The sequence below is a fragment of the Streptomyces johnsoniae genome (assembly GCF_031845565.1).
Lineage (GTDB): Bacteria > Actinomycetota > Actinomycetes > Streptomycetales > Streptomycetaceae > Streptomyces > Streptomyces johnsoniae.
The window spans coordinates 173386-197953 of sequence record NZ_JAVREV010000005.1 but is presented as its reverse complement, the minus strand read 5'-3'; the positions used below and the strand labels follow the sequence as shown (position 1 = coordinate 197953).

19 protein-coding genes are annotated in these 24568 nt (G+C 74.0%); 12 read left to right on the top strand and 7 right to left on the bottom strand.

What is annotated here, in order from left to right:
- Nucleotides 1-52: 52 nt before the first annotated feature.
- Together RM779_RS11060 and RM779_RS11055 are read left to right on the top strand one after the other, a co-directional pair.
- A complete protein-coding gene (locus RM779_RS11060) occupies nt 53-256 on the top strand; it encodes an SPOR domain-containing protein (RefSeq protein WP_311617511.1) in 204 nt (67 codons plus the stop codon).
- A gap of 163 nt (nt 257-419) precedes the next feature.
- A complete protein-coding gene (locus RM779_RS11055; RefSeq protein ID WP_311617510.1) occupies nt 420-2810 on the top strand; it encodes a SpoIIE family protein phosphatase in 2391 nt (796 codons plus the stop codon).
- A 230-nt stretch (nt 2811-3040) separates the two neighbouring features.
- Here RM779_RS11055 and RM779_RS11050 read toward each other — a convergent pair whose 3' ends face one another.
- Nucleotides 3041-3793: a GntR family transcriptional regulator gene (locus RM779_RS11050; RefSeq protein WP_311617509.1), complete on the bottom strand. Its 753-nt coding sequence runs from the start codon at nt 3791-3793 to the stop codon at nt 3041-3043.
- A gap of 132 nt (nt 3794-3925) precedes the next feature.
- On the opposite strand from RM779_RS11050, the gene RM779_RS11045 reads away from it, so the two are divergent.
- Both RM779_RS11045 and RM779_RS11040 read left to right on the top strand, forming a co-directional pair.
- On the top strand, nt 3926-4432 hold the full coding sequence (locus RM779_RS11045; RefSeq protein ID WP_311617508.1) for a GNAT family N-acetyltransferase: 507 nt from the start codon (nt 3926-3928) through the stop codon (nt 4430-4432).
- Nucleotides 4433-4532: 100 nt separating this feature from the next.
- Nucleotides 4533-5465 (top strand): cation diffusion facilitator family transporter, encoded by a 933-nt coding sequence (locus tag RM779_RS11040; RefSeq protein WP_311617507.1) that lies wholly within the window; start codon nt 4533-4535, stop codon nt 5463-5465.
- Between the two features lie 61 nt (nt 5466-5526).
- Here RM779_RS11040 and RM779_RS11035 read toward each other — a convergent pair whose 3' ends face one another.
- From RM779_RS11035 to RM779_RS11025, 3 genes are all read right to left on the bottom strand, one after another.
- A complete protein-coding gene (locus tag RM779_RS11035; RefSeq protein WP_311617506.1) occupies nt 5527-7101 on the bottom strand; it encodes a S8 family peptidase in 1575 nt (524 codons plus the stop codon).
- 266 nt (nt 7102-7367) lie between these two features.
- The gene (locus tag RM779_RS11030; protein ID WP_311617505.1) at nt 7368-8465 is read right to left on the bottom strand and encodes a tartrate dehydrogenase; all 1098 of its coding nucleotides are present in this window, start codon (nt 8463-8465) and stop codon (nt 7368-7370) included.
- A 138-nt stretch (nt 8466-8603) separates the two neighbouring features.
- A complete protein-coding gene (locus RM779_RS11025) occupies nt 8604-9908 on the bottom strand; it encodes an SGNH/GDSL hydrolase family protein (protein WP_311617683.1) in 1305 nt (434 codons plus the stop codon).
- 317 nt (nt 9909-10225) lie between these two features.
- On the opposite strand from RM779_RS11025, the gene RM779_RS11020 reads away from it, so the two are divergent.
- A complete protein-coding gene (locus RM779_RS11020; protein ID WP_311617504.1) occupies nt 10226-11155 on the top strand; it encodes an alpha/beta hydrolase in 930 nt (309 codons plus the stop codon).
- Here the strand turns inward: RM779_RS11020 and RM779_RS11015 are convergent.
- Complete coding sequence (locus tag RM779_RS11015; RefSeq protein WP_311617503.1) at nt 11127-12269, bottom strand: PucR family transcriptional regulator; 1143 nt, start codon at nt 12267-12269, stop codon at nt 11127-11129. The two genes, RM779_RS11020 and RM779_RS11015, sit on opposite strands and share 29 nt — an antisense overlap.
- Before the next feature lie 123 nt (nt 12270-12392).
- Between RM779_RS11015 and RM779_RS11010 the strand changes: the two genes are divergently transcribed.
- Nucleotides 12393-13169 (top strand): SAM-dependent methyltransferase, encoded by a 777-nt coding sequence (locus RM779_RS11010; protein ID WP_311617502.1) that lies wholly within the window; start codon nt 12393-12395, stop codon nt 13167-13169.
- Here RM779_RS11010 and RM779_RS11005 read toward each other — a convergent pair.
- A complete protein-coding gene (locus tag RM779_RS11005; protein ID WP_311617501.1) occupies nt 13159-13848 on the bottom strand; it encodes a helix-turn-helix domain-containing protein in 690 nt (229 codons plus the stop codon). The genes RM779_RS11010 and RM779_RS11005 overlap by 11 nt on opposite strands.
- Before the next feature lie 104 nt (nt 13849-13952).
- Between RM779_RS11005 and RM779_RS11000 the strand changes: the two genes are divergently transcribed.
- From RM779_RS11000 to RM779_RS10985, 4 genes are all read left to right on the top strand, one after another.
- Nucleotides 13953-15788 (top strand): ABC transporter ATP-binding protein, encoded by a 1836-nt coding sequence (locus RM779_RS11000; RefSeq protein WP_311617500.1) that lies wholly within the window; start codon nt 13953-13955, stop codon nt 15786-15788.
- Nucleotides 15785-17542 (top strand): ABC transporter ATP-binding protein, encoded by a 1758-nt coding sequence (locus RM779_RS10995; RefSeq protein WP_311617499.1) that lies wholly within the window; start codon nt 15785-15787, stop codon nt 17540-17542. The genes RM779_RS11000 and RM779_RS10995 overlap by 4 nt, the downstream gene beginning before the upstream one ends.
- An 836-nt stretch (nt 17543-18378) precedes the next feature.
- Complete coding sequence (locus tag RM779_RS10990) at nt 18379-19986, top strand: RICIN domain-containing protein (RefSeq protein WP_311617498.1); 1608 nt, start codon at nt 18379-18381, stop codon at nt 19984-19986.
- A gap of 278 nt (nt 19987-20264) precedes the next feature.
- Nucleotides 20265-22010, top strand: a complete 1746-nt coding sequence (locus tag RM779_RS10985; RefSeq protein WP_311617497.1) for a cellulase family glycosylhydrolase — start codon at nt 20265-20267, stop codon at nt 22008-22010.
- Nucleotides 22011-22041: 31 nt separating this feature from the next.
- Here RM779_RS10985 and RM779_RS10980 read toward each other — a convergent pair whose 3' ends face one another.
- Nucleotides 22042-22890, bottom strand: coding sequence for a universal stress protein (locus RM779_RS10980; protein ID WP_311617496.1), 849 nt, complete (start codon nt 22888-22890; stop codon nt 22042-22044).
- A 198-nt stretch (nt 22891-23088) separates the two neighbouring features.
- Between RM779_RS10980 and RM779_RS10975 the strand changes: the two genes are divergently transcribed.
- Entirely contained in the window at nt 23089-23466 is a 378-nt protein-coding gene (locus RM779_RS10975; protein WP_311617495.1) for a nuclear transport factor 2 family protein, read from the top strand.
- Between the two features lie 128 nt (nt 23467-23594).
- Nucleotides 23595-24488 (top strand): NAD(P)-dependent oxidoreductase, encoded by an 894-nt coding sequence (locus tag RM779_RS10970; protein ID WP_311617494.1) that lies wholly within the window; start codon nt 23595-23597, stop codon nt 24486-24488.
- The last annotated feature ends 80 nt before the right edge of the window (nt 24489-24568 follow it).

Sequence of the window (24568 nt, the reverse complement as noted above, 5' to 3'; positions counted from 1 at the left end):
GGTGGGTGAGGCGCTGGCGTATGGTCTGGCATATGCAGATGGGGGGTGAGGAATGAACGGCAGCACCCTGCAACCCTGGCAAGTCGTCCGCGAGGACGAGAACGGCAGCCGCTACCGCATAGGGCACTGCGCGACGCGCGCCGAGGCGCAGCGGCTCATCCAGCGCCTGCGCCTGGGCGGCGGCCCCGGCTCTGCGGCCGACGCGGCCAACTATCTCGTGGAGCGCGTCGAGGCCGGAGGCGGCGCGCACCGCTGACCCCGGGCACAATCGGGTGTATGGGGCATTTGCCCCACTTCGCCGGTTATCCCCGGTGAAGCCACCCGACGAGGGCTTGGACAGCGTGCGGAAAGATCCTCCAGAAGCGCAGGGGCCCCAGGACCCCGCCGCCGGCCCGCCGGCCGGCCCTTCGCGTCTCGACGTGATCCGCGTCGCCACGCTGGTACTGGACGACGCGGGCCGGATCGCCTTCTGGAGCCCGATGGCCGAAACGCTGCTCGGCCGGCCCGCGGCGGAGACCCTGGGCCGGCCGGTCGGCGACTTCACGGCCGGGCCGCGGCCCGTCACGGTGCCCGCCGGCGCGCGCGACTGGCGCGACACCGTCTCCCTGCGCCACCGGGACGGCCACCCGGTGAGCTTCGAGCTGCGCGGCGCGCCGCTGCGCAGCACCGACGGCGCGCCGTTCCTGCTGATCTCCCTCGCCGAGTCAGGGCCCGTGCGCGCGGTCGAGCGGGATCTCGCGGCCCTCGAAGGACTCCTCACCGCCTCGCCGCTGGGCATCGCCCTCTTCGACACCGAGCTGCGCTACGTCCGCGTGAACGAGGCCCTGACCCGCCTCCACCACCTCCCCGAAGAGGACCTGGTCGGCCGCACCGTGCTGGACGTGCTGCCGGGTGCCAGGGCCCGGGAGGTATACCGGCTCCAGCAGGAGATACTGCGTTCCGGGCGCACCGTGCGCGACCTCGTCACCCAGCCGCCCGACGCCTCGGGCGCGGTCTCGGTCTCCTTCGGCCGCCTCACCGACGCCGCGGGAAACACCGTCGGCGTCAGCGGCACCGTCCTGGACATCAGCGAGCGCAGGGAAGCGCTCGCCAAGGTCGAACGCGCCCGGCAGCGGCTGGCGCTGCTCAACGACGTGGGCACGGCGCTCGGCGACCTGCTGGACGTGCACCGCATCTGCCAGGCGCTGGTCGACACCCTGGTCTCCCGCTTCGGCGACTACGCGGGCGTCGCCCTGATCGCCCCGGTCGCCCACGGCGGCGAGCCGCCGCGCGCGGAAGATCTGGCCGACGTGGTCCTCACCCCCGTCACCATGGCCACGGGACGGCAGCCGCCGGGCGAGAGCCACCTGCCGCCGCCCGACGAGGACTTCCGCTTCGGGGCCGGCACGATCTTCGGCGCCGTGCTCACCTCGGGCACCCCGCACCTCGCCAGGACCAGGGAGGAACTGCTCGCCGACACCGACCCGGACGACCCGAGGTGGCGCACCGCCGCCGCGCTCGACATCCACTCGATGCTGACGCTGCCGCTGCGCGCCCGCGGCCGGGTGCTCGGCATGCTGGTCATCAGCCAGGGTCCTGGCCGCCGGGCGTTCGACCAGGAGGACCTGGCCCTGGCCATGGAGCTGGCCGCCCGCGCCGGGTTCTCCCTGGACAACGCGCGCCTGTACGCGCGCGAGCGCGAGGGCGCCCTGATGCTCCAGCGCAGCCTGCTGCCCCAGTCGCTGCCCACGCTGCCCGGCATCGACGTCAGCCACCGCTACGTGCCCAGCCGCAGCGGGGCGGAGATCGGCGGCGACTGGTTCGACGTGATCCCGCTGGCCGGCGGCCGGATCGCGTTCGTCATCGGCGACGTCACCGGGCACGGCCTGCGCGCCGCGGCCACCATGGGGCAGCTGCGCACCGCGGTGCGCACCCTCGCCTGGCTCGACCTCACCCCCTCGGAACTGCTGCACCACCTCAACGACCTCGGCCGCGACATCGCCCAGAGCCCCGGCTCACCCGTGCTGGCCACCTGCGTCTACGCGGTCTACGACCCGGCCACCGGCGTGTGCACCCTGGCCAAGGCGGGGCACCTGCCGCCCGTGCTGGTCTGCGAGGACCCCGCCGCCGGCACCTGGGCCGCCCGGCCGGTCGACCTGCCCTCGGGCGCGCCGCTCGGCGTGGACGGCGTCCCCTTCGAGGAACGGCGGCTCGACATCGCCGACGGCTCGCTGCTCGTCCTCTACACCGACGGCCTCGTGGAGTCCCGCGACGAGGACCTGTCCACCGGGATCGACCGGCTCGTCGAGGTGCTCGGCCCGGCCACCGGGCGCGGCGCCCGGCTGGACGGGATCTGCGAGGACGTCATCGGCGCCATGCGCCCGGAAGCTTCGGAACGCGAGTCCGACGACCTGGCGCTGCTCGTCGCGCGCCTCTCCCGCCTGCCGGGCGACCGGGTGCTGCGCCGCACCTTCCCCGCCGAACGCCAGGTGGTGTGGCACGCCCGCCGGGCGGTGCGCGACACCCTGCGCGCCTGGGGTCTTTCCGCCGTGTCGGACGCGGCGGAGCTGCTGGTCAGCGAGCTGGTCACCAATGCCGTGCGGCACGCGCACGGCCCCGTCGAGGTGCGGATGGTGCACGGCACCTCACTGCTGGTCGAGGTCACCGACCCGATGCCCGACCCGCCGCGGGAACGCGCCCCGGGGCTTGAGGACGAGGGGGGCCGCGGCCTGCCGCTGGTCGCGCAGGAGTCGCGGCGCTGGGGGACCAGGACCGAGCCGGTCGGCAAAACGGTGTGGTTCGAACTGAGCCTGCCCGGCCTGCCGGGCTGACTGCCCGGCAGGCTCACGAGCCGGCCGTCGGCCAGGAACACCGCCGGGTCGTGGGGGCCATCACCACCGTCCCGCCGTACGCGGCCACCGGCGCGCGCGGCGAGCCCGGCCCGCGCGAGGAGATCCGCCCCGCGCCCGCAGGGTGCTCTTGCCCCAGTCCGAGCGGCCCGTCACGGCCGTGCGGCCGCCCGCCGTCAGCGACAGCGGCTGCCCCACCCCGGCGGGTGCCGTCAGCGCACGGGCAGATGGTAGGAGACCGCGTACCGGTCGGCGGGCACGATCACGTCCGCGGTCTCCACCGGCAGACTCCCGGCGCGGTAGGTGCGGGAGATGACGAGCACGGCGTGCCCCGCCAGGCCGCCGAGCACCCGCGCCTCCGAGGCCAGCGCGGGACGCGCGCCGATCTCCTCCGCCACGTTGTCCACGACGACGTCGATGGCCGCCATCCGCTCCACGACCCCCCGCCCGGCCAGCGGCCCCTGCTCCGGCAGCATCACCGGCGTGCGCCCCGTCAGGCACAGCGGCTCCCAGGAGGTCGACAGCATGACCGGCTCGCCGCCCATGCGGAACACGTAGCTCGTGCACATCACGGGCTCCTGCGGCTCGATCCGCAGCCGCTCCGCGATCCCCGCGGGCGCCGCCACCCGCTCGCTGCTGCCCTCCCAGGTGCCGCGCACGCGCTCGTCGGCCTGCTCCTGCCTGAACGTCGAACACTCGCCCAGCGTCCGGTACCCGCTGCGCGAGACGGTGCGCCGCGGCGGCTGCTCGCGGACGTACGTCCCCGAGCCGGACCTGCCCTCGACGAGGCCCTCCGCCATCAGCACCTTGCGTGCCTCCAGCGCCACGGTGTCGGACACCCCGTAGGCGGCGCGGATGCTCGCCTGCGAGGGAAGCCGGGTATGCGGCGGCAGGGTGCCGTCCGCGATTTGCTGTCGAAGGTCTTCTGCGACGCGGAGATACGCGGGCTGCTCACCGAATGGCACAGGCCCCTCCTGCCTTTGCTGACAATCGGCAACAGCTTGACAACAGAGGGTGTCTGCCCGCAAGAGACGGCCAAAGTTTCACTCGAAGTGATGACCCCTTCCGGGACGGGCCCCGGGGACCAGAATGGCCTCATGCATCTGAGGGACACCCGCGCCGCGGACCTGCCGTCGCTCCAGGACATCGAACGGGCCGCGGGGGAGCCGTTCCGCGGCATCGGCATGGCCGATGTCGCCGACGACCCGCCGCCCTCCGTCGCCGAGCTCGAACGTCACCTGCGGGCGGGCCTCTCCTGGGTAGCGGCCGACAGCGCCGACCGCCCCGTGGCCTACCTCGTCGCGGAACGGGTCGACGGCGCCCTCCACATCGAGCAGGTCTCCGTCCACCCCGCGAACGCCCGCCGCGGCGTGGGCCGTTCGCTGATCGAGCACGCGGCCGGGCACGCCGTGACGGCGGGGCTGCCGGCGCTGACCCTGACCACCTTCGCGGACGTGCCGTGGAACGCGCCCTACTACCTGCGCTGCGGCTTCGCCGTCCTGCCCGAGGACGCCGTCGGCCCCGGGCTGCGGGAGATCCGGCGCCGGGAGGCCGCGCACGGCCTCGACCGCTGGCCGCGGGTGTGCATGCGCCGTGCGCTGTGATCCGGCTCCCGCCGTTCCCCTGAGAGCGGGGGCCACCGGCTGACACAATGTGCGCCTCAGGGCCCCGTGCGGCCTCGCTGACGGAAGGACGACAGCAACCATGAGCGCCTCAGGCGGAACCAAGGCGATCGTCGCCGCACTGTGCGCGAACGCGGCCATCGCGGTGGCCAAGTTCACCGCGGCCGTGTTCAGCGGCTCGTCCTCCATGATGGCCGAGGGCGTGCACTCGGTCGCCGACGCCGGCAACCAGGCCCTGCTGCTGCTCGGCGGGAAGCGGGCCAGACGGGCCGCGAGCGAGGAGCACCCCTTCGGATACGGGCGCGAACGCTACATCTACGCGTTCATCGTCTCCATCGTGCTGTTCTCCGTGGGCGGCCTGTTCGCGCTCTACGAGGGCGTGGAGAAGATCAGGCATCCGCACGAGATCGACCACTGGTACTGGCCGGTGGGCGTGCTGGTCTTCGCGATCATCGCGGAGATCATCTCGTTCCGCACCGCCATCAAGGAGTCGAACGAGGTGCGCGGCTCCCAGTCCTGGACGCAGTTCGTCCGCACGGCCAAGGCGCCGGAACTGCCCGTGGTGCTGCTGGAGGACCTCGGTGCGCTGGTCGGCCTGGTCCTCGCGCTCGGCGGTGTCGGCCTGGCGCTGGCCACCGGTGACGGTGTGTGGGACGGGATCGGGACGCTCTGCATCGGCGTGCTGCTCGTGGTCATCGCCGTCGTCCTCGCGCTGGAGACGAAGTCGCTGCTGCTGGGCGAGTCGGGCAGCAGGGATTCGGTGGCCAGGATTCGCGCCGCGCTCGTGGACGGCGAGACCGTCACCCGTGTCATCCACATGAAGACGCTGCACCTCGGCCCGGACGAGCTGCTGGTGGCCGCCAAGATCGCGGTGGACCACGACGACGACGCGGCGACCGTCGCGGCCGCCATCGACGCGGCCGAGGCGCGCATCAGGGAGGCCGAGCCGATCGCCCGCGTCATCTACCTGGAGCCCGACATCTACCGGGCGGCCGGGCGGGAGGCCGGCTCCTGACGCCGCGATATCCGGGATATCCGGGACACCCGGGATACCGCGACGCCGGAGTGCCGGCCGGTCAGAACTGGAGCGACCAGGAGACGAGGGTGCCCTCGTCGGCCCGCGCGTTGTCGGTCACCCGCAGAGTCCAGGTGCCGTCGGCTTCGAGTCCTGAGCCGTTGAGCGTGTAGACCGTGTCCAGGTCGTTCGTGCTGCCGCCGGACCGGTCGTGCAGGCGCCGTTCGGTGCCGTCGGGGGCGACCACGTCGACGGTGAGGTCGCCGATGTAGGTGTGCTCGATGGTGACCTCGACCTGGTAGGCGCCGTCCAGCACGCCCGCGCCCGTCACGTCGATCGTCGACTCCGTGGTGGTCAGGTCGGAGATCGCCGCCGCGGTCTCGTTGCCGAACCGCGGGCCGTCCGGCGGCTCGGGCTGGCCGCCCTGGCCGCCGGTGTGCAGCAGCGCGTTGGGGGTGTCGGCCGGAACGCCGCTGAGGCGGTTCCACACCGCGGAGTCCACCAGTTCCGCGGACACCTCAGCCGGGGTCGCGGCCGGGTTGCCGGCCAGGTACAGGGCCGCCGCGCCCGCCACGTGGGGCGTCGCCATCGACGTGCCGGAGATCGTGTTCTCCGCGTCGTCGCCGGTGTTCCAGGTGGAGGTGATGGCGGAGCCGGGGCCGAAGATGTCGACGACCGACCCGAGGTTGGAGAACTCGGAGACCGCGTCGGACTGCGCGCTCGACGCGACGGTGATCGCCTCTTCGACGCGCGCCGGGGAGTACCCGCCGGCGTCGGCCCCGTAGTCGTTGCCGGCCGCGACCGCGAACGTGACGCCGGCGTCGATGGCGTTGCGCACCGCCTGGTCGAGCGCGCTGTTCGCGCCGCCGCCCAGGCTGAGGTTGGCGACGGCGGGTCCCGAGGCGTCGCCGGTCACGAAGTCCACGCCGCCGATGACCGTTTCCGCGGTGCCGCTGCCGGTGTCGTCGAGAACGCGCACGGCGACGATGTCGGCGGCCTTGGCCACGCCGTAGGAGGAGCCGGCGACGGTGCCCGCGACGTGGGTGCCGTGGCCGTTGCCGTCCTGGCCGTCGCCGCCGAAGGCGTCGAAGCCGAAGGTGGCCCGGTCGCCAAAGTCCTCGTGCGTGTAGCGCACTCCGGTGTCGACGATGTACGCGGTGACGCCCTCGCCCGCGGTGTCCGGGTAGGTGTAGCTGTCGTCGAGCGGCAGGTCGGCCTGGTCGATCCGGTCCTGCCCCCAGGACGGCGGGTCGTCCTGGGTCGCGTCCAGCCGGATGGTCTGGTTCTGCACGACCTCCGCGACCGCCGGGTCGGCGGCGAGGTCCAGGGCGTCCGCCTCGGTCAGCTCGGCGGCGAAGCCGTTGAGCGCGTGCCGGAAGGTGCTGGTCACCTCCGCGTCGTGGCGGTCCGCGAGCGCCTGGGCCGAGGCGGAGGTGGCGGAGAAGGTGCCCTCTTCGAGAATGACGATGTAGCTGCCGGGGATGGTGCCCTCGGCTCCCGCGTTGGCGATGACTCTCTGCGCGTCGTCGGCGCTTGCCGCGCCGGGCAACGTCAGGCCGGCCCCGAGGCCAAGCACCGCGGCGGTGGCCACGGTGGCGCCGGCCCGCAGGCGGCGTGAGGATCGCATCGCTGCCATCCGGGTTCCTCCTCATTGGTGGCGAGCACACTGAGCTAGGCCATGCGCATGTCAATTCGACGTGCGCATGACTCCCTTGTGAATAATCAGATGCCGTACAGGAATCCACAAGGTCGCCTCCCCGGGGACGGCGGCTCGCCCACCCGCCCCGGGCGCCTGACCGGCGGCTTCGCGCCCTCCCGCGGCCGGAATCGCCACGGGAGGCAACACGGCCGCAACTCGGGCACCCCCGGCACCCCCGGTACCCCCGGTACCCCCGCGGCGTCTCAGCCGTCGAGGGTGCCGTAGGTGCCGAGGGCGCCGATGAGCGCGTCGGTCACCTCTTCGGTGCCGGCCGTGCCGCCCACGTCCCGGGTCAGCACCCCGGCCGCGGTGGTGGCCGCGATGGCGCGGTGCAGGCGGGCGGCCTCGGCCGGCAGCCCCAGGTGATCCAGCATCAGCGCCGCGCTGCCCACCGCGCCGATCGGGTTGGCGCGGCCGAGGCCCGCGATGTCGGGCGCGGAGCCGTGCACCGGCTCGAACATGCTGGGGAAACGCCGTTCCGGATTCAGGTTGGCGCTCGCCGCCAGGCCGAGGCTGCCCGCCAGCGCGCTGCCGAGGTCGGAGAGGATGTCGGCGTGCAGGTTGGAGGCGACCACCACCGACAGGTCCTCCGGGCGCAGCACAAACTTCGCGGACATCGCGTCCACCAGCACGCTCTCGGTCTCCACGTCCGGGTACTCGGCCGCCACGCGCCGGAAGACCTCGTCCCACAGCACCATGCCATACTGCTGCGCGTTGCTCTTGGTCACGCTCGACAGCTTGCGGCGGCTGCGGGTGCGGGCCAGTTCGAAGGCGAAGCGGATGATGCGTTCGCAGCCCACCTCGGTGAACAGCGAGGACTGCACGGCGACTTCGCCGCCCGGGCCGCGCGCCGCCAGATTGCGCCCGCCGAGACCGGCGTACTCGCCCTCGCTGTTCTCCCGCACCACCACCCAGTCCAGCTCGTGGTCGTCCGCGCTGCGCAGCGGGCTGCGGACGCCGGGCAGGAAGTGCACCGGGCGGATGTTGGCCCACTGGTCGAAGCCCTGGCAGATGGCCAGGCGCAGCCCCCAGAGACTGACGTGGTCGGGCACGGTGGGCCAGCCGACCGCGCCGAAGTAGATCGCGTCGAACGGCCGCAGCCGTTCGAGACCGTCCTCGTCCATCATGCGGCCGGTCTCCGCGTAGTGGCGCGCGCCCCAGGGGAACTCCTCCCAGGCGAAGCCGAACGCGCCGCCCGAGCCCTCGGCCAGGGCGTCGAGCACGGCACGGCCCGCGGCGACCACCTCCTCGCCGACTCCGTCTGCGGGTATGGCGGCGATGCGGAAGGTCCTGGTCGTCATGCCGCCGAGTCAACCGGCCGCGGCGCGCGGCGTCCAACACGTGCTGCCGATGCCACTCATAGGCGTGGCCGATGAGTGGCACCGGCGGCCCGCCACGCCGGGAACAGGGAACAGGGAACAGGGAACGGGAACCGGAACTCAGCGGAACAGCCGGGCCGGCACCGCGTCCGCCAGCAGCCCGTAGCCGTGCGGGTTGAGGTGCAGATGGTCGCCGACGTCGGCCGCGGGCAGCAGGCGCCCGGGGTCGGCCGGGTCCCGCACCGCCGCGTCGAAGTCGATCACCGCGTCGAAGCGGCCGGCCTCGCGTATCCACGTGTTCACGGCCTGCCGCGTCTCCGCCCGCAGCCCCGCGGCGTCGTCGTACATCTCGTTGCCGCCGAACGGCGGCAGCGTCGCCCCATACACGCGGATGCCCTGGGCATGGGCGCGGGTGACGATCTGGTCGTAGGCGGCGAGCAGTTGGGCGGTGACGTCCGCCTGGGCGGCCGGCGTCGCCGCCGCCGTGCCGATGTCGTTGACGCCGTGGAAGACGACGAGCCACTCGGCGCCGCTGGCCGCGAGCACGTCGCGGTCGAGGCGGGCGAGCAGGTTCGGGCCGAGGCCGTCGTTCAGCACGCGGTTGCCGCCCGCGGCCTGGTTGAGAACGGCGGTACCGGCCGTGGCGGGACGGGAGTCGAGGCGGTCGAACAGCTGGTCGGGCCAGCGGTCGTTCATATTGGTGGTCGAACCCCTGCCGTCCGTCAGCGAATCGCCGACGACGACGGCCGCGCCGGTGCCGCCCGGCGCGCGGACCTCAAGGCCGCTCAGGAAGTACCAGTGGTCCGTGGGAGTCGCCCCGGGCAGCTCCGCGGCGTCGACGTGGTTGCCCGCCAGCAGGTGGGACGTCGTCCGCGAGCCCGGGTGGGAGGTGATGTCGAGCGACGCCTGCCCCTCGGCCAGGTACACCGTCACCGTCAGGTCCGTGCCGGGAAGGACCCGGAACGGCAGCGGGTCGGAGACCACGTGGGCGCCGGGCGGCACGGTCGTGGCGGACCGTTCGTGGAAGGTGACCGGGCGGGCCGAGCCCGGCTCGATCGCGGCCGCGCCCGCCCGGCCGTCCCGCGGCAGCGCCACCGACACCTCGGTGAGGGGCAGCGGCGCGCCACCGAACGCGTTGGAGAAGCGCAGCCGCAGATCGTCGCCGCCGATCGTGGCCCTGACGGTCTGGCGCAGCGTGGCGTCGGCAAGCACCACGTCCTCGCCGGTGAACGGCTCGGGCGGCATGTTCGCGGGCTCGGTCAGCTGCGGCATGGCCGTCCAGGTATGGACCCAGTGCCGCCCCCCGTCCCCCGCGCCGCCCCGCGCGTCCCCGCCGTCGGCCGCCCCGGCCCCGACGGCGGAGGAGGCGGCCAGCAGACCGATCGCGAGCAGTCCTGACGCGGCGAGGTGGAGCACCCCGGACATTCTCTTCACGGCGGCGGACCCTTTCCTGGTGTCGGTGGCAGGCGCACTGCGGCACGGGAGCCATGGGGCCGCTCTGCGCACCCGGCGGCCCGGCGCGGAACGTCCGCGGCGAGGCGCCAGGACCCGTGCCGGATCACCGGAGCACGGTGCCACGCGCGGCGGGCCGCGCACATCCGACGCGCGTCGGGCATCGCGCGGGGCGCGCCCGACGCCCGCGGCACGCGGGCGCGCGCCCGGTGCGGCTGTCGGACGGCGCGGGCGCCCCCGCCGACGCCTGTCCGGTACCGGGCGCGCTCTGCGGGTGCCACGGTGGGCGCATGCGCTACCCCTTCGACCCCGAACTGGCCGCCGCGCTGGCGATGATGCCCGAGGTGAACGTCTCCGACCTGGCCGCCGCGCGGGCCGCGCAGGCGGCCGAGCTGGCCCGCCAGGTCGCCGCCGCGGACACCGAGGGCGTGGTGGTGACGGACGTCCGCGAGGCGGGCACCGCCCTGCGCCTCTACCGGCCCGCCGCCGCGCGCGACCCGCTGCCCGTCGTGCTCCGCATCCACGGCGGCGGGTTCCTGCTGGGCGGCCCCGACGTGGACCACGAGGCCAACCTGCGCCTGTGCCGCGCGCTGCCGGGCATCGTCGTGTCCCCCGACTACCGGCTCGCGCCGGAACACCCTTACCCGGCCGCGCCGGAGGACTGCTACGCCGCGCTGTGCTGGACGGCCGCGAACGCCGCCCGCCTCGGCGCCGATCCGGAACGGGTGGTGGTGGCCGGGGACAGCGCGGGCGCCTGCCTGGCGACGGCGGTGGCCATGCTGGCGCGGGAGCGCGGCGGGCCCGGCATCTGCTTCCAGTACCTGGACAGCCCCGCCCTTGACGACCGGCTGGACACGCCGAGCGCGCGGCAGTTCACGGACACGCCGGTGTGGAACCGGCGCAACGCGGAGCTGAGCTGGGCCGCCTACCTGGGCGCTGGCGTGCCCGGCTCGGCCGGGGTGCCGGCGACGGCCGCCCCGGCGCGGGCGGCGCCGGGCGACCTGGCGGGCCTGCCCCCGGCGCACGTGGCGGTGATGGCGTTCGACCCGCTGCGGGACGAGGGCATCGACTACGCGCGCTCGCTGCTGACCGCGGGCGTCTTCGCGGAACTGCACCTGTTCCCCGGCACGTTCCACGGCGCGTCGCTGGTACGGCACGCGGCCGTCGCGCGGCGGATGGCGGCGGAGGAGATCACGGTGCTGCGCCGGGCGGCGCGGTGACGGACGGCACGGCAGCGGACGGCGCGGCAGCGGACCCGCGTTCGCCGGTCGCGGCCAGCCGCCAGGCGTGCAGCGCGAGTTGGGCGCGGAACCGGTCACCGGGCTCCCGCAGCCGCCAGCCGGTGGCCGCCTCGACGCGGCCGAGGCGGGCCGCCACCGAGCTGTGGTGCAGGTGCAGTTCGGCCGCCGCCGCGCGCAGCGAGCCGGTGCGGCAGAACGCGGCGAGCGCCGCGACGTGCCGCCCGCCGCCCTCGCGTTCCACGATCCCGGCCAGCCGCCGCACGTCGGGCAGCGCCGCGAGCCGGGCCGCGGGGACGTCGGCCAGCAGGACGACCGCGCCCAGCTCGTCGTGGTCGGCCACCGCGTCGGCGGGCACGCCGGGCTGCGCGAAGCGCAGCGCTGCCAGCGCCTGTTCCCAGGAGGCCGCGGCACCCAGCGCGTCGGCCGGACCACCGATACCGGCCCGGACGGCGCCGCGCACCGCCGCGCGCAGCTCGGCGGCGGGCGACCCGGCCGCGGCCCGCTGCACCAGGGCCACCCCGTACGCGCCGACGTGCGCGACGCGGACGGTGCCGGGCACGCCGCCGCGGCCGAGCAGCGCAAGCGCGGTCACCTCGGGGTCGCCCGGGCCCATCACGGCGACGACCCGCAGGGGCTGTTCGGACGCGAGGCCGAGCAGGCGCAGCGCCCTGGCCCGGTCGGCGAAGGCTTCGCGCGCCGACAGCACCACCTCGACCAGGGCGGGGTCGGCCACCCGGAAGGGCTGCTGGGCGGTATGCGCCGCGATGGCCAGCCACTCAAGCACCAGATCGTCGAACGGACCGGCGCGGCCCGGCCGTTCGAGCCAGACCCGGCCCGCCGGGCGCAGCGCCGCCTCGCCGGAGACCCGCTCGGGCGGGCCGGTCACGACGGCGCCGTCCGGCCCGGCGCGGAAGGCACGGCCGTCGGCCAGCTCAAGGCCCGCGGGGCATTCGGCCAGACCGGCGACGGAACGCAGCAGGGCCGCCGGATCGAGCCGGCCGGCGCCGAGCAGCGCCTGGAAGTGCGCGATCACCCGCACCGCGGCGGCCGCGTCGGCGTCGAGGGAGGACAGGCGCAGCAGCAAGCCCTTCACGACCGCAAGTGTAGAAAAGGACCCCGGAAGGACAAGGCCGCGAACACGTCCGCGCACGCGGGGCCCGTTCCCGGGTGGCTACGCTTCCGCTGACCACAACAGCACGGCCGACGGAGGCAGCAGATGGAGATCGACAACTCGAAGGCGCATTCGGCCCGGGTGTGGAACTTCTGGCTGGGCGGCAAGGATTGGTACGCCACGGACAAGGACGCGGGCGAGCAGATCACGCGCGTCTACCCCGGCATCGTGCGCACCGCGCAGTACCAGCGGATGTTCCTGTCCAGAGCCGTCCGCTTCCTCGCGGGGGAGGCGGGCATACGCCAGTTCCTCGACCTGGGCACGGGCCTGCCGACCGTGGACAACACCCACGAGGTCGCGCAGCGCGTGGCCCCCGAGTCCAAGATCGTGTACGTCGACAACGATCCGCTGGTCCTCGCGCACGCCCGCGCGCTGCTCACCAGCACCCCGGCGGGCGAGACCGCGTACATCGACGCGGACGTGCGCGATCCCGACGCGATCCTGGAGCAGGCGGCCGAGCTGCTGGACTTCTCCCGGCCCATCGCCGTGACCATGCTCGGCATCCTCGGGCACCTCACCGACGAGGACGGGCCCGCCGACATCGTTCGGCGGCTGATCGCCCCGCTGTCCCGGGGCAGCTACCTGGCCATCAGCGACGGCACCAACACCAACGCCACGCTCAACGCGGCCACCAGCGACTACAACGCGCGCCTGGCCGGCGACTACACGCTGCGCAGCCCCGAGGAGGTCACGGCCTTCTTCGACGGGCTGACGCTGCTGGACCCCGGCGTGGTCACCATCGAACGCTGGCGCCCCGAACACCCCGTCTTCGAGGACGAACAGCCCGTGGACGCCATGTGCGGACTGGCCGTCAAGCACTGACCCCGCCGGGCGCCCGGCGCCGCGCGGCCCGCGCACGGTAGGCACGCTGCCGGCAGGCCGGCGAGCAGTAGGTGCGTGATCTGCCGCGCGGCGCCCGGGTGAACGTCCCGCCGCAGCCGGGGCACTCGGGGGTCCCGGCTGCTTCCTTTTCGTAACGCCCCGCGGGCTGCGGCGTCTTTTCGCCACGCTGCACCCGGCTCCCGTCCCGCCGCGCCGGGAGCGGGTGCGCGCGGGCGGCGCGGGCCGCGGCCGTCAGGCCCGGCTCGGACACCCGGCCCCGGGGCGTGTGCGCGGCGAGGTCGCCGTCGAGCACCGGGCAGTGCGCCGCGGGATCGTCGTCCGTGCAGCCGAGCAGGTGCTCCAGATAGGCGCGGGCCGCCATCAACTGCTCGGCCTCCCGGTCGAGGCGGGCGATCTGCTCCCGCACCGTCTCCTGCCAGGCCGTGTGCGCCGACCTGCCCGAAGTCACGATGGCGGCGCGGTCGAGCGGCATGGTGCCGGTCACACAGCACAGGTAGGCCAGGCCGATGCGGCGCAGGTCGTGGGCCGCATACGAACGGCGCCCCCCCGCGCGGGCCGGCGGGCGCAGCACTCCCTGCCGCTCCCACCAGCGCAGCGTCGAGGGCGCGACGCCGTACAGCGCGGCGGCCTCGCCGATGGTGACTCCGGAATCCGTCATGACGCCATTTGACATCACGTCGACTTCAACCGGCAAGGTAAGGACAGCCTTACCTCACCCGGGTTCGCCGGCCCCGGCCCGGTCACCACCAGCAAGGAATGCGGATGACAGCTCTCTCCCCTTCCCAGGACCCGGCAGCCGTGCCGGACGCGCTCCCGGCGCGGCCACGGCTGCTCCCCTCCGGCCCGCTGGCGCGCCTGCTGCGCCCCGTCCGCGGCCACCTGATGACGTGCGCGCTGCTCTCCGCACTCGGCGCCGCGGCCGGGGTCGTCCCCTATCTCGCCGTCGCCGAGATCGCCCGTCTCGCCCTCGGCGATGGCGGCGCCTCGGCTGCCGGTTCCGGTTCCGGTTCCGGTTCCGGTTCCGCGGACACGATCCGGCTGTGGGCCTGGACCGGCACCGCCGGGGCCTGCCTGCGCCTGGTGCTGGTCCTCGCCTCCTCCCGCGTCGGCCACTACGCCGACGCCGAGATCCTGCACCGGCTGCGGGTGCGCATGGTGCACCACCTCGGCGTGGTGCCGCTCGGCTGGTTCCGGGCGAGCGGCTCCGGACTGGTCAAGAGGCGCATGACCAACGACCTGGAGGAGATGCACCAGGTCATCGCCCACGCCCTGGGCGAGGTCATCGGCGCGGCCACCGCGATCACCGTCGGCCTCGGCTACCTCCTGCTCGTCGACTGGCGCATGGCATTGGTCACCGCCGGGGTGCTCGCCGGCATGGCCGTGGCCTACCGGGTCGCGATGCGGTCGATGACGGAACACGTGAACCGGTTGCTGGCCGCCGAGCGGCGCATCAGCGCCGCCGCCGTCGAATACGCCGACGGGATCGCGGTGGTGAAGGCGTACGGCACCGGCGGGCGCGTCCTGGAGCGCTTCGACGAGGGTGTGTGCGAGCACACCGCCGCCATGCGCGCCTGGGTGCGGCAGACCCGTTACAGCTCCGCCGCCTCCCGGCTGCTCGCCGCCGAGATGACCGTGCTCGCCGTGGTCATGGCGGCCGGCCTGGCGTTCGTCCGCGCCGACCTGATGACCATGGCGGACCTGCTGCCGTTCCTCGTCGTCGGCGTCGGCCTGCCCACCTCCATCACCCCCGCCATCCAGGGCGCGCAGGGCGTGCGCAAGGGCCGGGCCGCCGCCGCGGGCATCGAGGACCTGCTCGCGCGGCCCCCGCTGCCGCGGCCCGACCGGCCCCTGACTCCGCAGGGGCACCGGGTGGAACTGGACCGCGTCACCTTCTCCTACGACGGCGTCACCCACGCCCTGGAGGACATCAGCACGGTCCTCGAACCCGGCACCGTCACCGCGGTCGTCGGCCCCTCAGGCGCCGGCAAGTCCACCCTGGCGGGACTGCTGCCGCGCTTCCACGACGTCACCTCGGGAACGATCCAGCTCGGCGGCGCCGACATCCGCGCGCTCGACACCACCACCCTGCTGTCCTCGATGGCGCTCGTCTTCCAGGACGTCGTCCTCCTCCACGACACCGTCCGGGAGAACATCCGCCTGGGCCGCCCCGGCGCCGGCGAGGAAGAAGTGCGGAAGGCGGCCGAGGCGGCACACGTCCACGACGTCATCGAGGCACTGCCCCAGGGCTACGACACCGTGCTCGACTCGGGGGGCGCCGGCCTGTCCGGCGGGGAACGGCAGCGGCTGACCATCGCCCGCTGCATCCTGTCCGGCGCCCCCGTCGTCGTCCTCGACGAGGCCACCGCCTCCCTCGACCCGGATAGCGAGACCGCGGTCCAGCGGGCGCTGGCCGAACTCGCCGCCGGCCGGACGGTCCTGGTCATCGCCCACCGGCTGCGCACCATCCGGCGGGCCGACCAGATCCTCGTCCTGGACGGCGGACGCCTGGCCGAACGCGGCACCCACACCGACCTCCTGGCCCACGACGGGCTCTACGCCCGCATGTGGCACGCCCAGCAGAACGGAGCCCCCGCATGATCCGCCGTCTCCACGCCCTCCTCCCCGACCCCGGGCTCCTCCTGCGGCTCGGTGCGCTGCAAGCCGTGCTCGCCGTCCTCCAGGGCCTGCTCCTGGGACTGCTGGTGCCGGTCCTCCACGCCCTGCTGCGCCCCGAACCGGACTTCGGCGCGGCCACCCCCTGGCTGCTGCTCGGCTGCGCCGGAGTGCTCGGCCACGGCGTGCTGACCGTCATCGCCACCCCCGTCGGCTTCGCCGCCTCCATGGAACTGGGCGCGCGGCTGCGCCACCGGATCGTCCGCCACGTCGCCACCCTGCCGCTCGGCTGGTTCACCGCCGGCCACCGCGCCCGGCTGGCCCGCGCCGTCACCTCCGACGCGGGCGCCATCGGCCAGCTCGCCGTGACCATCGGCGCCCCCGCCATCACCGCCACCCTGGTGCCGGCCACCGTCCTTGTGGTCACCCTCGCCGTCGACTGGCGCACGGCGCTGCTGTTCCTCGCCGTCGTGCCGTTCGCCTGGCTGACGCTGCGCAGGGCCGGGCGCGTCGCCTCCGCCGCCGACATCGAGCTCGAACGGGCGGCGGCGGGAATCGCGGGCCGTGCCGTCGAGTTCGGCCAGGCCCAGCCGGTGCTGCGCGCCGCCGGACAGGGCAGCACGGGAACGGTCCGGATGCGGGCCGCGCTGGAGGAGCACCGCGAGGTCTACCGCCGCGGGCTGCGCCGCTCGCTGCTGCCCGACCTGTCATACACCGCCGTGGTGATGGGCGGCTTCGTCGCGGTGCTCCTCGTCGGCGCCCACCGGGTGACCAGCGGTTCCCTGGCCGTTGCCGAGGCCGTCGCGCTGCTGGTCCTCGCCGTGCGGTTCCTCGAACCGCTGGGCACCCTCATCGAACTCATCGGCGCACTGCGGGCGATGGACAACGCCGTGGGCCGCGTCCGGTCCGTCCTCGGCACCCCCGCCCTGCCGGCCCCGCGCGCGCCGGTCACCACCGTCGCCCGCGCGGACGTGGAGTTCTCCGGGGTCACCTTCTCCTACGGCGCCCCGGGGGCGGAGCCTGCGCTGCGCGACGTCTCCTTCCGCTGCCCGCCCGGCAGCACCACCGCCCTCGTCGGCCCCTCCGGGTCCGGCAAGACCACCGTGACCCGGCTGATCGCCCGCTTCTTCGACGCCGACGCGGGCACCGTGCGCGTCGGCGGACTCGACGTCCGCGACTACGACCACGACGCACTGCTCCAGGACATCGCGATCGTCTTCCAGGACGTGTACTTGTTCGACGACACGATCGAGGAGAACGTGCGGATTGCGCACCCGGACGCCACCCGCGAACAGTTCCTGGCCGCCGCACGGGCCGCCAGGCTCGACGAGGTGGCGGACCGGCTGCCCGAAGGCTGGCTGACCCGCGTCGGCGAGGGCGGCGCCCGGCTCTCCGGCGGCGAACGCCAGCGCGTGTCCATCGCCCGCGCCTTCCTCAAGCGGTCCCGCATCGTGCTCATCGACGAGGCCGCCTCCGCCCTCGACCCCGAGAACGAACGCGCCGTGGGCGACGCCATCGCGGCGCTCGCCGGCGATCCGGAGCGCACCGTGGTGGTGATCGCGCATGCGCCCGCCACCCTTGCCGCGGCCGACCGCGTCGTCGCCCTCGACGGAGGCCGGGTCGTGGAGACCGGCGACCCCGCCGGACTGCGCCGCGCCGGTGGCTACTTCGCCCGTCTCTACGAGCAGTACCGGGAGGCCCGCGACTGGCACCTCCCGGCACGCACCCCGCGGCAGTGACCCGCGCCCGGCCCGACCGCCCGGCCACAGCGGCACCTGCCCCACCTCCCGGCGGCAGCGACGCACCCGATGCGCACCCCGACCCGCCCCGGGGAGCACCCGGCTGAGCCCGGGTCACCCGACCCGGGAAGCACCCGGGTGAGCCGGCGCGGCCGGCCGGCACCGCGCCGCCGTCGTCCGCCCCGCCGTCGTCCGCACCGCCGCGGACCCCGCGTGGCCGCGCCGGACGCGCGCCGCATGACCGCGGGGCCGGGAGGCAAAGGCCCTCCTCCCGGCCCCGCGCCTTTCGCCCCCGTGCGCCGCGGATACCGCCCCGGGGCGTTGACGGGGCCCGGCACGGTGGCTCTCCTGCCGGCCTCCCGCCGCGGCACCCCTCTTGGCCGGGGCGGGCGGGCACCTCAGGGCCGGGGCCCGCGGCGCGTGCGGGCCCCGGCCCGCACCGTGCGGGCCGGGACGGCGTCGTGTCCGGCGTCGACGACGAGGTCGGGGCCGACGCGCGGTTCGTGCCCGCGTGGCACACGGAACGGGGGCTCGCCACGGCGCGCGGGAGCGTTCGGGCCGGACGCGGGCGGCCCCGCCGCCGGGCCGGGGACACGCTGCGGCAGCAGACCGGCTTCGCCGCCCGCCGGGCGCGCGACCGCTCGGGGCGGGCGCCGAACGCCACCCCGCACGCTTCTTGTCCTGAGCATGATCACGGTGGTACGTTCCAGCCGCTCTGGGAGCGCTCCCAAGATACGCCTCGCCCGAGCGGCGCACGCCCCGGACGTGAATCGATTCACCATGGCGTGGCCTCCGGGCGATCCCGCACTGAAACGTTCCAGTGAGAAGGAGCCGCCATGTTTCTCCGAAGTGTGAGCAGCCTGCGAGGGCTGCTCGCCGCCCTGCTGGTCGCGATGATGGCCGGGGCGTCCCTCGTCGCCCTGCCCGCGCCGCGCGCGCACGCGGCCGAGATCGACACCGGCACGTGGTACGTCCTGGTCAACCGGCACAGTGGCAAAGCGCTCGACGTGTACAACCTCGCCACCGAGGACGGCGCCGGCATCGTGCAGTGGCCGCGGAACGACGGCGCCTGGCAGCAGTGGCAGTTCGTCGACTCCGGCTCGGGCCAGTACCGGCTGAGATCACGCCACAGCGGCAAGGTGCTCGACATCTCCGAGTGGTCGACCGCGGACGGCGCGCACGTCCAGCAGTGGACCGACGGCAACACCGCCAACCAGCAGTTCTCCGTCACCGACGCGGGCGACGGCTACATCCAGCTCATCAACCGGAACAGCGGCAAGGCGCTTGAGGTATGGGAGTGGTCCACCGAGGACGGCGCGCGGGTATCGCAGTTCACCGACCTCGACGGCGCCAACCAGCAGTGGGCGCTGGTCCCGGTCGACGGCAGCAGCGCCGACTGCGGCTCCGGGACCTACCACGCGGAGGCGACGCTCAACGGCAGCACCTGGACGGCCCGCAGGAACGGCGGCACCGTCTACACCGGCGGCAGCATGCGGGACGCCATGCAGGCGGCGATCAACAGCCTGACGCCGAACCGTTCGTCGAAGGAACGCGTGGTCGTGCGGGGGTCCGGCTCGATCAGCGCCGGGACCCGGGTATCGCTGCCCAGCCACACGGCGATCGACGTGTGCGGCACCATCAACGTCACCGGCTCCGGCTCGGGTGACCAGGCGCCGATCTACTCCCGCGGCACCACCAACGTCGAGGTCGGGCACCTGAACGTGACCGGCTCCCCGCTGTACGGGATCTTCATGCGCAACGTCACCGACGTGGTGCTCGGCCAGATCGACCTGCGGCTGTCCGGCGGGCTCGGCATCCGCATCGACAACCACGGTGACCGCTCCGTGCGTTCGCGCAACATCCGCATCGACAACGTCTACGTGTCCGGCGCGACCAATCAGGGCGTGGAGACCTACGGCGTGGACGGGCTGACCGTCGGCACCGTCACGGCGCGCGACGTCGGCTACTCGGGACTGCTGCTCAACGACACGATCAACGCCAACATCACGCGGGTCGACGCGGACAACACCGGCACCGGCACCGGGTACGCGGCCTTCCGCATGGCCAACAGGAACGGCCGCGTCGGCGACAGCTACCCGACCAACATCCGTGTCGGCGAGGTCATCGCCCGCGGCGGCGGGCGCGGGGTGTTCTGCGTCTCCGAGAGCGGCGGCGCCGTGATCGACCGGGTCACACTGACGAACACCGGCAACAACAGCATCCTGATCGAGAACTGCTACAACGTGACCATCGCCGGCCAGAGCGGCACGGTCAGCGGCGGCGGTGAGGTGCGGCTGGCGGCCCGTTCCGAGTTCCCAGGCAACCGTGACATCACCCTCCAGAACATGACGCTGAACAACACGTCGCTCAGGGAGAGTCCCTGCGGTACGAACATCACGTACCGCAACCTGACCCTCAACAACACCAGCCGTTCGACCTGCTGAGGCAGGACGACGCGGGCGGCGCGCGCGTTCGGGCCATGACCGTCGAATTCCATTCGACGGCCGTGAACAGCGAATACCGCGCCGCCCGGCCATCGGGAAACGCCATCGAATAAGCGGTCCCTGATAAGGCGCCAATCGAATTCTGTCAGCGCTCTTGATCCGGTGACGAGACGCTGCCACCATCACGGCGGGGCAGCGCCGGGACGCGCCGCCCCGCCCGGCCGGCGAATGCGTCCGGCTATTCCCCCCACCCCTTTCACGTAATGACGAGGTGCGTCATGGCCGGCCGTCGCGGCAGTCCTGGAACGATTCGCCGGTTCGCCGGCCTGATCGCGGGCGGCCTGGCCGCGCTGCTCGCGGTACTCGGCATCGCCACCGCGGGCACGGCCGGGGCGGCCGCCCCCACGGCCCCGGCCGCCCCGCGGGACGCGGTGGACGCGGTGGACGCTGTCGCGGCGATGCAGCCGGGCTGGAACCTCGGCAACTCGCTGGACGCCACCGGCGAGGACGAGACCTCGTGGGGCAACCCGCGCATCACCGAGGAGCTGCTGGACAACGTCAGGGCGCAGGGGTTCAACAGCATCCGCATCCCCGTGACCTGGGGGCAGCACCAGGGCCCCGCGCCCGAGCACGCCATCGACGCGGCGTACCTGGAGCGCGTGCAGGAAGTGGTCGGCTGGGCCCTGGAGGACGGCTTCTACGTCATGCTCAACGTCCACCACGACTCCTGGCAGTGGATCGCGAACATGCCGGCCGACCGCACCGGCGTGCTCGCCCGCTACGAAGCCCTCTGGACGCAGCTCGCCGCCGCGTTCCGCGACGCCTCGCCCAAGCTGATGTTCGAGAGCGTGAACGAGCCGCAGTTCACCGGCGGTTCGGGCGACGCCGAGAACGCGGAGCTGCTCCACGAGCTGAACACCTCGTTCCACGGGATCGTGCGCGACTCCGGCGGCGGCAACGCCGCCCGCCTGCTCGTCCTGCCGACCCTGCACACCTCGGCCGACCAGGCGCGGCTCGACGAGCTGGTCACCACGTTCGACGCCCTCGACGACCCGAACCTCATCGCGACGGTGCACTACTACGGCTACTGGCCGTTCAGCGTGAACGTGGCGGGCGGTACCCACTTCGACGAGACCGCGCGGGCGGACCTCACCGAGGCGTTCGACCGCGTCCACACCACCCTGGTCGCGCGCGGCATCCCGGTCGTCCTCGGCGAGTACGGCCTGCTCGGATTCGACCGGCACACCGGCACCATTCAGCAGGGCGAAAAGCTGAAGTTCTTCGAATTCCTCGGGCATTATGCCCGCACCAAGAACATCACCACCATGCTGTGGGACAACGGCCAGCACTTCCAGCGGACCGGATTCGAGTGGAACGACCCGGAATTGTTCGGGCAGATCGAATCCAGCTGGACGACCAGGTCGGGCACGGCGTCGTCCGACCTGGTGTTCAGCGCACGTTCCGAGGCCGTCACCGACAAGACGCTCACGCTGCACACGAACGGCACCACGTTCACCGGTCTGCGCCACGGGGACACCGAGCTGACGCCGGGGACGGACTACGTGGTGGAGGGCGACCGGCTCACGCTCACCGCGGACCTGCTCACCCGGCTCTCCGGCTCGCGCGAGTACGGCACGAACGCGGTGCTGTCCGCGCACTTCTCGCAGGGCGTGCCGTGGCGGATCAACCTGATCACCTACGACCCGCCGGCCCTGGACGCCGCCACCGGCACGACGAGTTCCTTCGCGATCCCCACCGACTTCCGCGGCGACCAGCTGGCCACCATGGAGGCGACGTACGACGACGGGACCAACGCGGGCCCGCACGACTGGACGTCCTTCAAGGAGTTCGACCGGGCGTTCGCCCCGGACTACGCGGCGGGCGCCACCACCCTGACGCCCGAGTTCTTCGCCGAGGTCGACGACGGGTCCCGTGTAACGCTGACGTTCCACTACTGGAGCGGAACGACCGCGACTTACCACATCACCCGCACCGGCACCACGGTGACCGGCACCCCGGCCTGACGGCCCGTCCGCCGCGGAGCCCCGGACGCGGTCAGTCGTGCGGGACGACGGCGACCGGGGCGGGCGAGTGGTGCAGCAGGGCGTTCGCGACGCCGCCCAGGCGCGGGCCGCGGGTGCTGCGGCGCCCGACCACCATCAGCCCGGCCCCGGCGGCCGGGCCGAGGAGAGCCTCGGCCGCGTTCCCCGGCTCCAGGGTCTCGCGCACGGAGACGTCCGGGTGACGGCTGCGCCACGGGGCGAGCGCCGCGGCGAGGTCGCGCACCAGGGCGTCGTCCGGGCCCGCGTGGTCCCGGGGCACGGCCCGGTGGCGGGACACCAGCGGTGTCGGGGCGGGCCAGGCGTGCACGACGTGCAGGGGGAGCCGCCGGCGCGCGGCGACACCGAACGCGAAGTCGACGAGCGCGCCCGCGGGTTCCCCGGTCCGCTTCAGTCCGAGCACGATCTCGGTGGTCTCCGCGGGCGGGGTGGCGCGGACGGCGACGACGGGGCAGGGCGCGTGGGCCACCACGTGCGAGCTGATCGAGCCGAGCAGGAAGCCGCCGATGACGCCGAGGCCGCGGGAACCGACGGCCAGCAGACCGGCCCCGGCCGCCGCGTCGACCAGCGCGGTGACCGGCCGTTCGGCGACGACGCGCGCCTCGATGCGCAGCCCCGGGTGGCGGGTGGCGAGGTCCTCGCGGGTGCGGCCGACCAGGTCCTCCGCGGCGTCCCGCCTGGACGTCTCGGGGAGGACGCCGACGGGGTACGCGGCGGCCGGGACGGCCCAGGCGTTGAGCAGACTCAGGGGCGACTGACGGCGCTCCGCCTCATCGGCGGCCCACGCGGCGGCGGCCAGGCTCTCCGGTGATCCGTCGACCCCCACTACAACCGGGCTTGGCATGGCGTCCTCTCTCCGGGCTCCCCCGGCGGCTCGCGGGCGGGCCGGCCGCACGCGGGCTGCTCAGAGGTCCCTGGGCGGCCGGTCGGTGCGGCGAGCGTAACGACCGCGGGCCCGATCGCGGCGGAGGCACGGCGGGGCCCGCGGGGCGGCGGCGGGCGGCCGACGCCGACTGTCAGTGCCGGCTGGCAGGCTTGCGCCATGGAGTCCTACGAGATCGTGCGGGAATTGTGGGCGCGCATGCAGGCGCGGGACTGGGCCGGGGTCGGGGAGCTGCTGGCCGAGGAAGTGGTGGTCGAGTGGCCGGTCAGCGGCGAGCGGATCGTGGGCCGCGACAATGTCGTGGCGGTCAACGCGGAGTACCCGGAAGGGTGGTCGATCCGGGTCCTGCGCATCGTCGCGGACGGCGAGGAGGTCGTCTCCGAGGTGGAGGTCCCGCACGAGGCGGCGGGGTTGTTCCGAGCGGCGTCGTTCTGGACGGTCGCGGACGGGAAGGTGGTCCGGGGCCGGGAGTACTGGACCAGTCCTGGTGCCGACCCCGCGCCGGAGTGGCGCGCAGCCTACGTGCGGCGGATATGACCGCGGGCCCGGCCGCAGGGGGGCCGTGAGCGAATCCGAAGCGGACCGGAAGCGGCGGGCCGCACGCTGGGGGCACCTACGCGGGGCCCGCCGGCGGGTCCCTGACCCGGCAGATCGGATGCACCACCATGACCGACATCGCTTCCCACCCGCAGCCGGTGACGGTGCTCGGCACCGGCCTGATGGGCGCGGCCCTGGCCGAGGCCCTGCTGAAGGCGGGCCGCCCCGTCACCGTCTGGAACCGCACGTCCGCCAAGGCCGAGGCCCTGACCGCCCTCGGTGCCGTCCACGCCGGGGACGTCGCCGAGGCGGCGGCGGCCTCCCGGCTGCTGATCCTGTGCGTGCGGGACGCCCCGGCCGCGCGGACCGTGCTCGACGCGATCGACCCCGCACCCGGCCGGGTGGTCGTCAATCTGACGACGAGCAGCCCGGAGGAGGCGCGGGACGCCGCGGCGCGGGCGGCGGCGCGGGGCCTGGACTACCTCGACGGCGCCATCCAGGCCGGCGCGCACATCATCGGCCGGCCCGAGGCGCTGCTGATGTACGCGGGCCGCGAGCCGCTGTTCCGCGCCCACGAGGAGACCCTGCGGGTCTTCGGCCCCGACACCCGCTTCCTGGGCGCCGACCACGCCCTGCCCGCCCTGTTCGACCTGGCGCTGCTCGGTCTGGTCTACGAGCTGTGGATCGGCTACCTCCACACCCTGGCCCTGATCGGTGCCGAGGGCCTGCCCGTCGGGTCGTTCGCCTCGGCCGCGGGAAAGATCGTCGACGATCTGGTGCAGCACTTCGGCGCCCTGGCCACGGAGGTGGAGACCGGCCGCTACGATCCCGAGACGTTCGGCCGGCTCGTGGATCACGAGGTCATCTCCGGGCGCCTGGTGGAGGCGCGCGCCTCGCGGGGCGTGGACGCCGAGCGGCTGCGCCACGTCAAGCGGCTCATAGACCGGCGGATCGGGCAGGGCCTGGGCGAGCAGGGCTTCTCCAGCATCTTCGAGTCCTTCCGGCCCGCCGCGATGCCTTAGGGCACGGCCCGCCCGGCCCCGCCCGGCCATGACGTCCGGCCAGTCCCGGTGTTCGAGACCGGCGGCGACCAGGAGGTCGC

Bases quoted from the DNA above. Each gene is read 5' to 3' on its own strand.
- RM779_RS11060 (WP_311617511.1), top strand. From the start codon at position 53: ATGAACGGCAGCACCCTGCAACCCTGGCAAGTCGTCCGCGAGGACGAG.
- RM779_RS11045 (WP_311617508.1), top strand. From the start codon at position 3,926: ATGCATCTGAGGGACACCCGCGCCGCGGACCTGCCGTCGCTCCAGGAC.
- RM779_RS11040 (WP_311617507.1), top strand. From the start codon at position 4,533: ATGAGCGCCTCAGGCGGAACCAAGGCGATCGTCGCCGCACTGTGCGCG.
- RM779_RS11035 (WP_311617506.1), bottom strand. From the start codon at position 7,101: ATGGCAGCGATGCGATCCTCACGCCGCCTGCGGGCCGGCGCCACCGTG.
- RM779_RS11030 (WP_311617505.1), bottom strand. From the start codon at position 8,465: ATGACGACCAGGACCTTCCGCATCGCCGCCATACCCGCAGACGGAGTC.
- RM779_RS11025 (WP_311617683.1), bottom strand. From the start codon at position 9,908: ATGTCCGGGGTGCTCCACCTCGCCGCGTCAGGACTGCTCGCGATCGGT.
- RM779_RS11020 (WP_311617504.1), top strand. From the start codon at position 10,226: ATGCGCTACCCCTTCGACCCCGAACTGGCCGCCGCGCTGGCGATGATG.
- RM779_RS11010 (WP_311617502.1), top strand. From the start codon at position 12,393: ATGGAGATCGACAACTCGAAGGCGCATTCGGCCCGGGTGTGGAACTTC.
- RM779_RS11005 (WP_311617501.1), bottom strand. From the start codon at position 13,848: ATGACGGATTCCGGAGTCACCATCGGCGAGGCCGCCGCGCTGTACGGC.
- RM779_RS11000 (WP_311617500.1), top strand. From the start codon at position 13,953: ATGACAGCTCTCTCCCCTTCCCAGGACCCGGCAGCCGTGCCGGACGCG.
- RM779_RS10995 (WP_311617499.1), top strand. From the start codon at position 15,785: ATGATCCGCCGTCTCCACGCCCTCCTCCCCGACCCCGGGCTCCTCCTG.
- RM779_RS10990 (WP_311617498.1), top strand. From the start codon at position 18,379: ATGTTTCTCCGAAGTGTGAGCAGCCTGCGAGGGCTGCTCGCCGCCCTG.
- RM779_RS10985 (WP_311617497.1), top strand. From the start codon at position 20,265: ATGGCCGGCCGTCGCGGCAGTCCTGGAACGATTCGCCGGTTCGCCGGC.
- RM779_RS10980 (WP_311617496.1), bottom strand. From the start codon at position 22,890: ATGCCAAGCCCGGTTGTAGTGGGGGTCGACGGATCACCGGAGAGCCTG.
- RM779_RS10975 (WP_311617495.1), top strand. From the start codon at position 23,089: ATGGAGTCCTACGAGATCGTGCGGGAATTGTGGGCGCGCATGCAGGCG.
- RM779_RS10970 (WP_311617494.1), top strand. From the start codon at position 23,595: ATGACCGACATCGCTTCCCACCCGCAGCCGGTGACGGTGCTCGGCACC.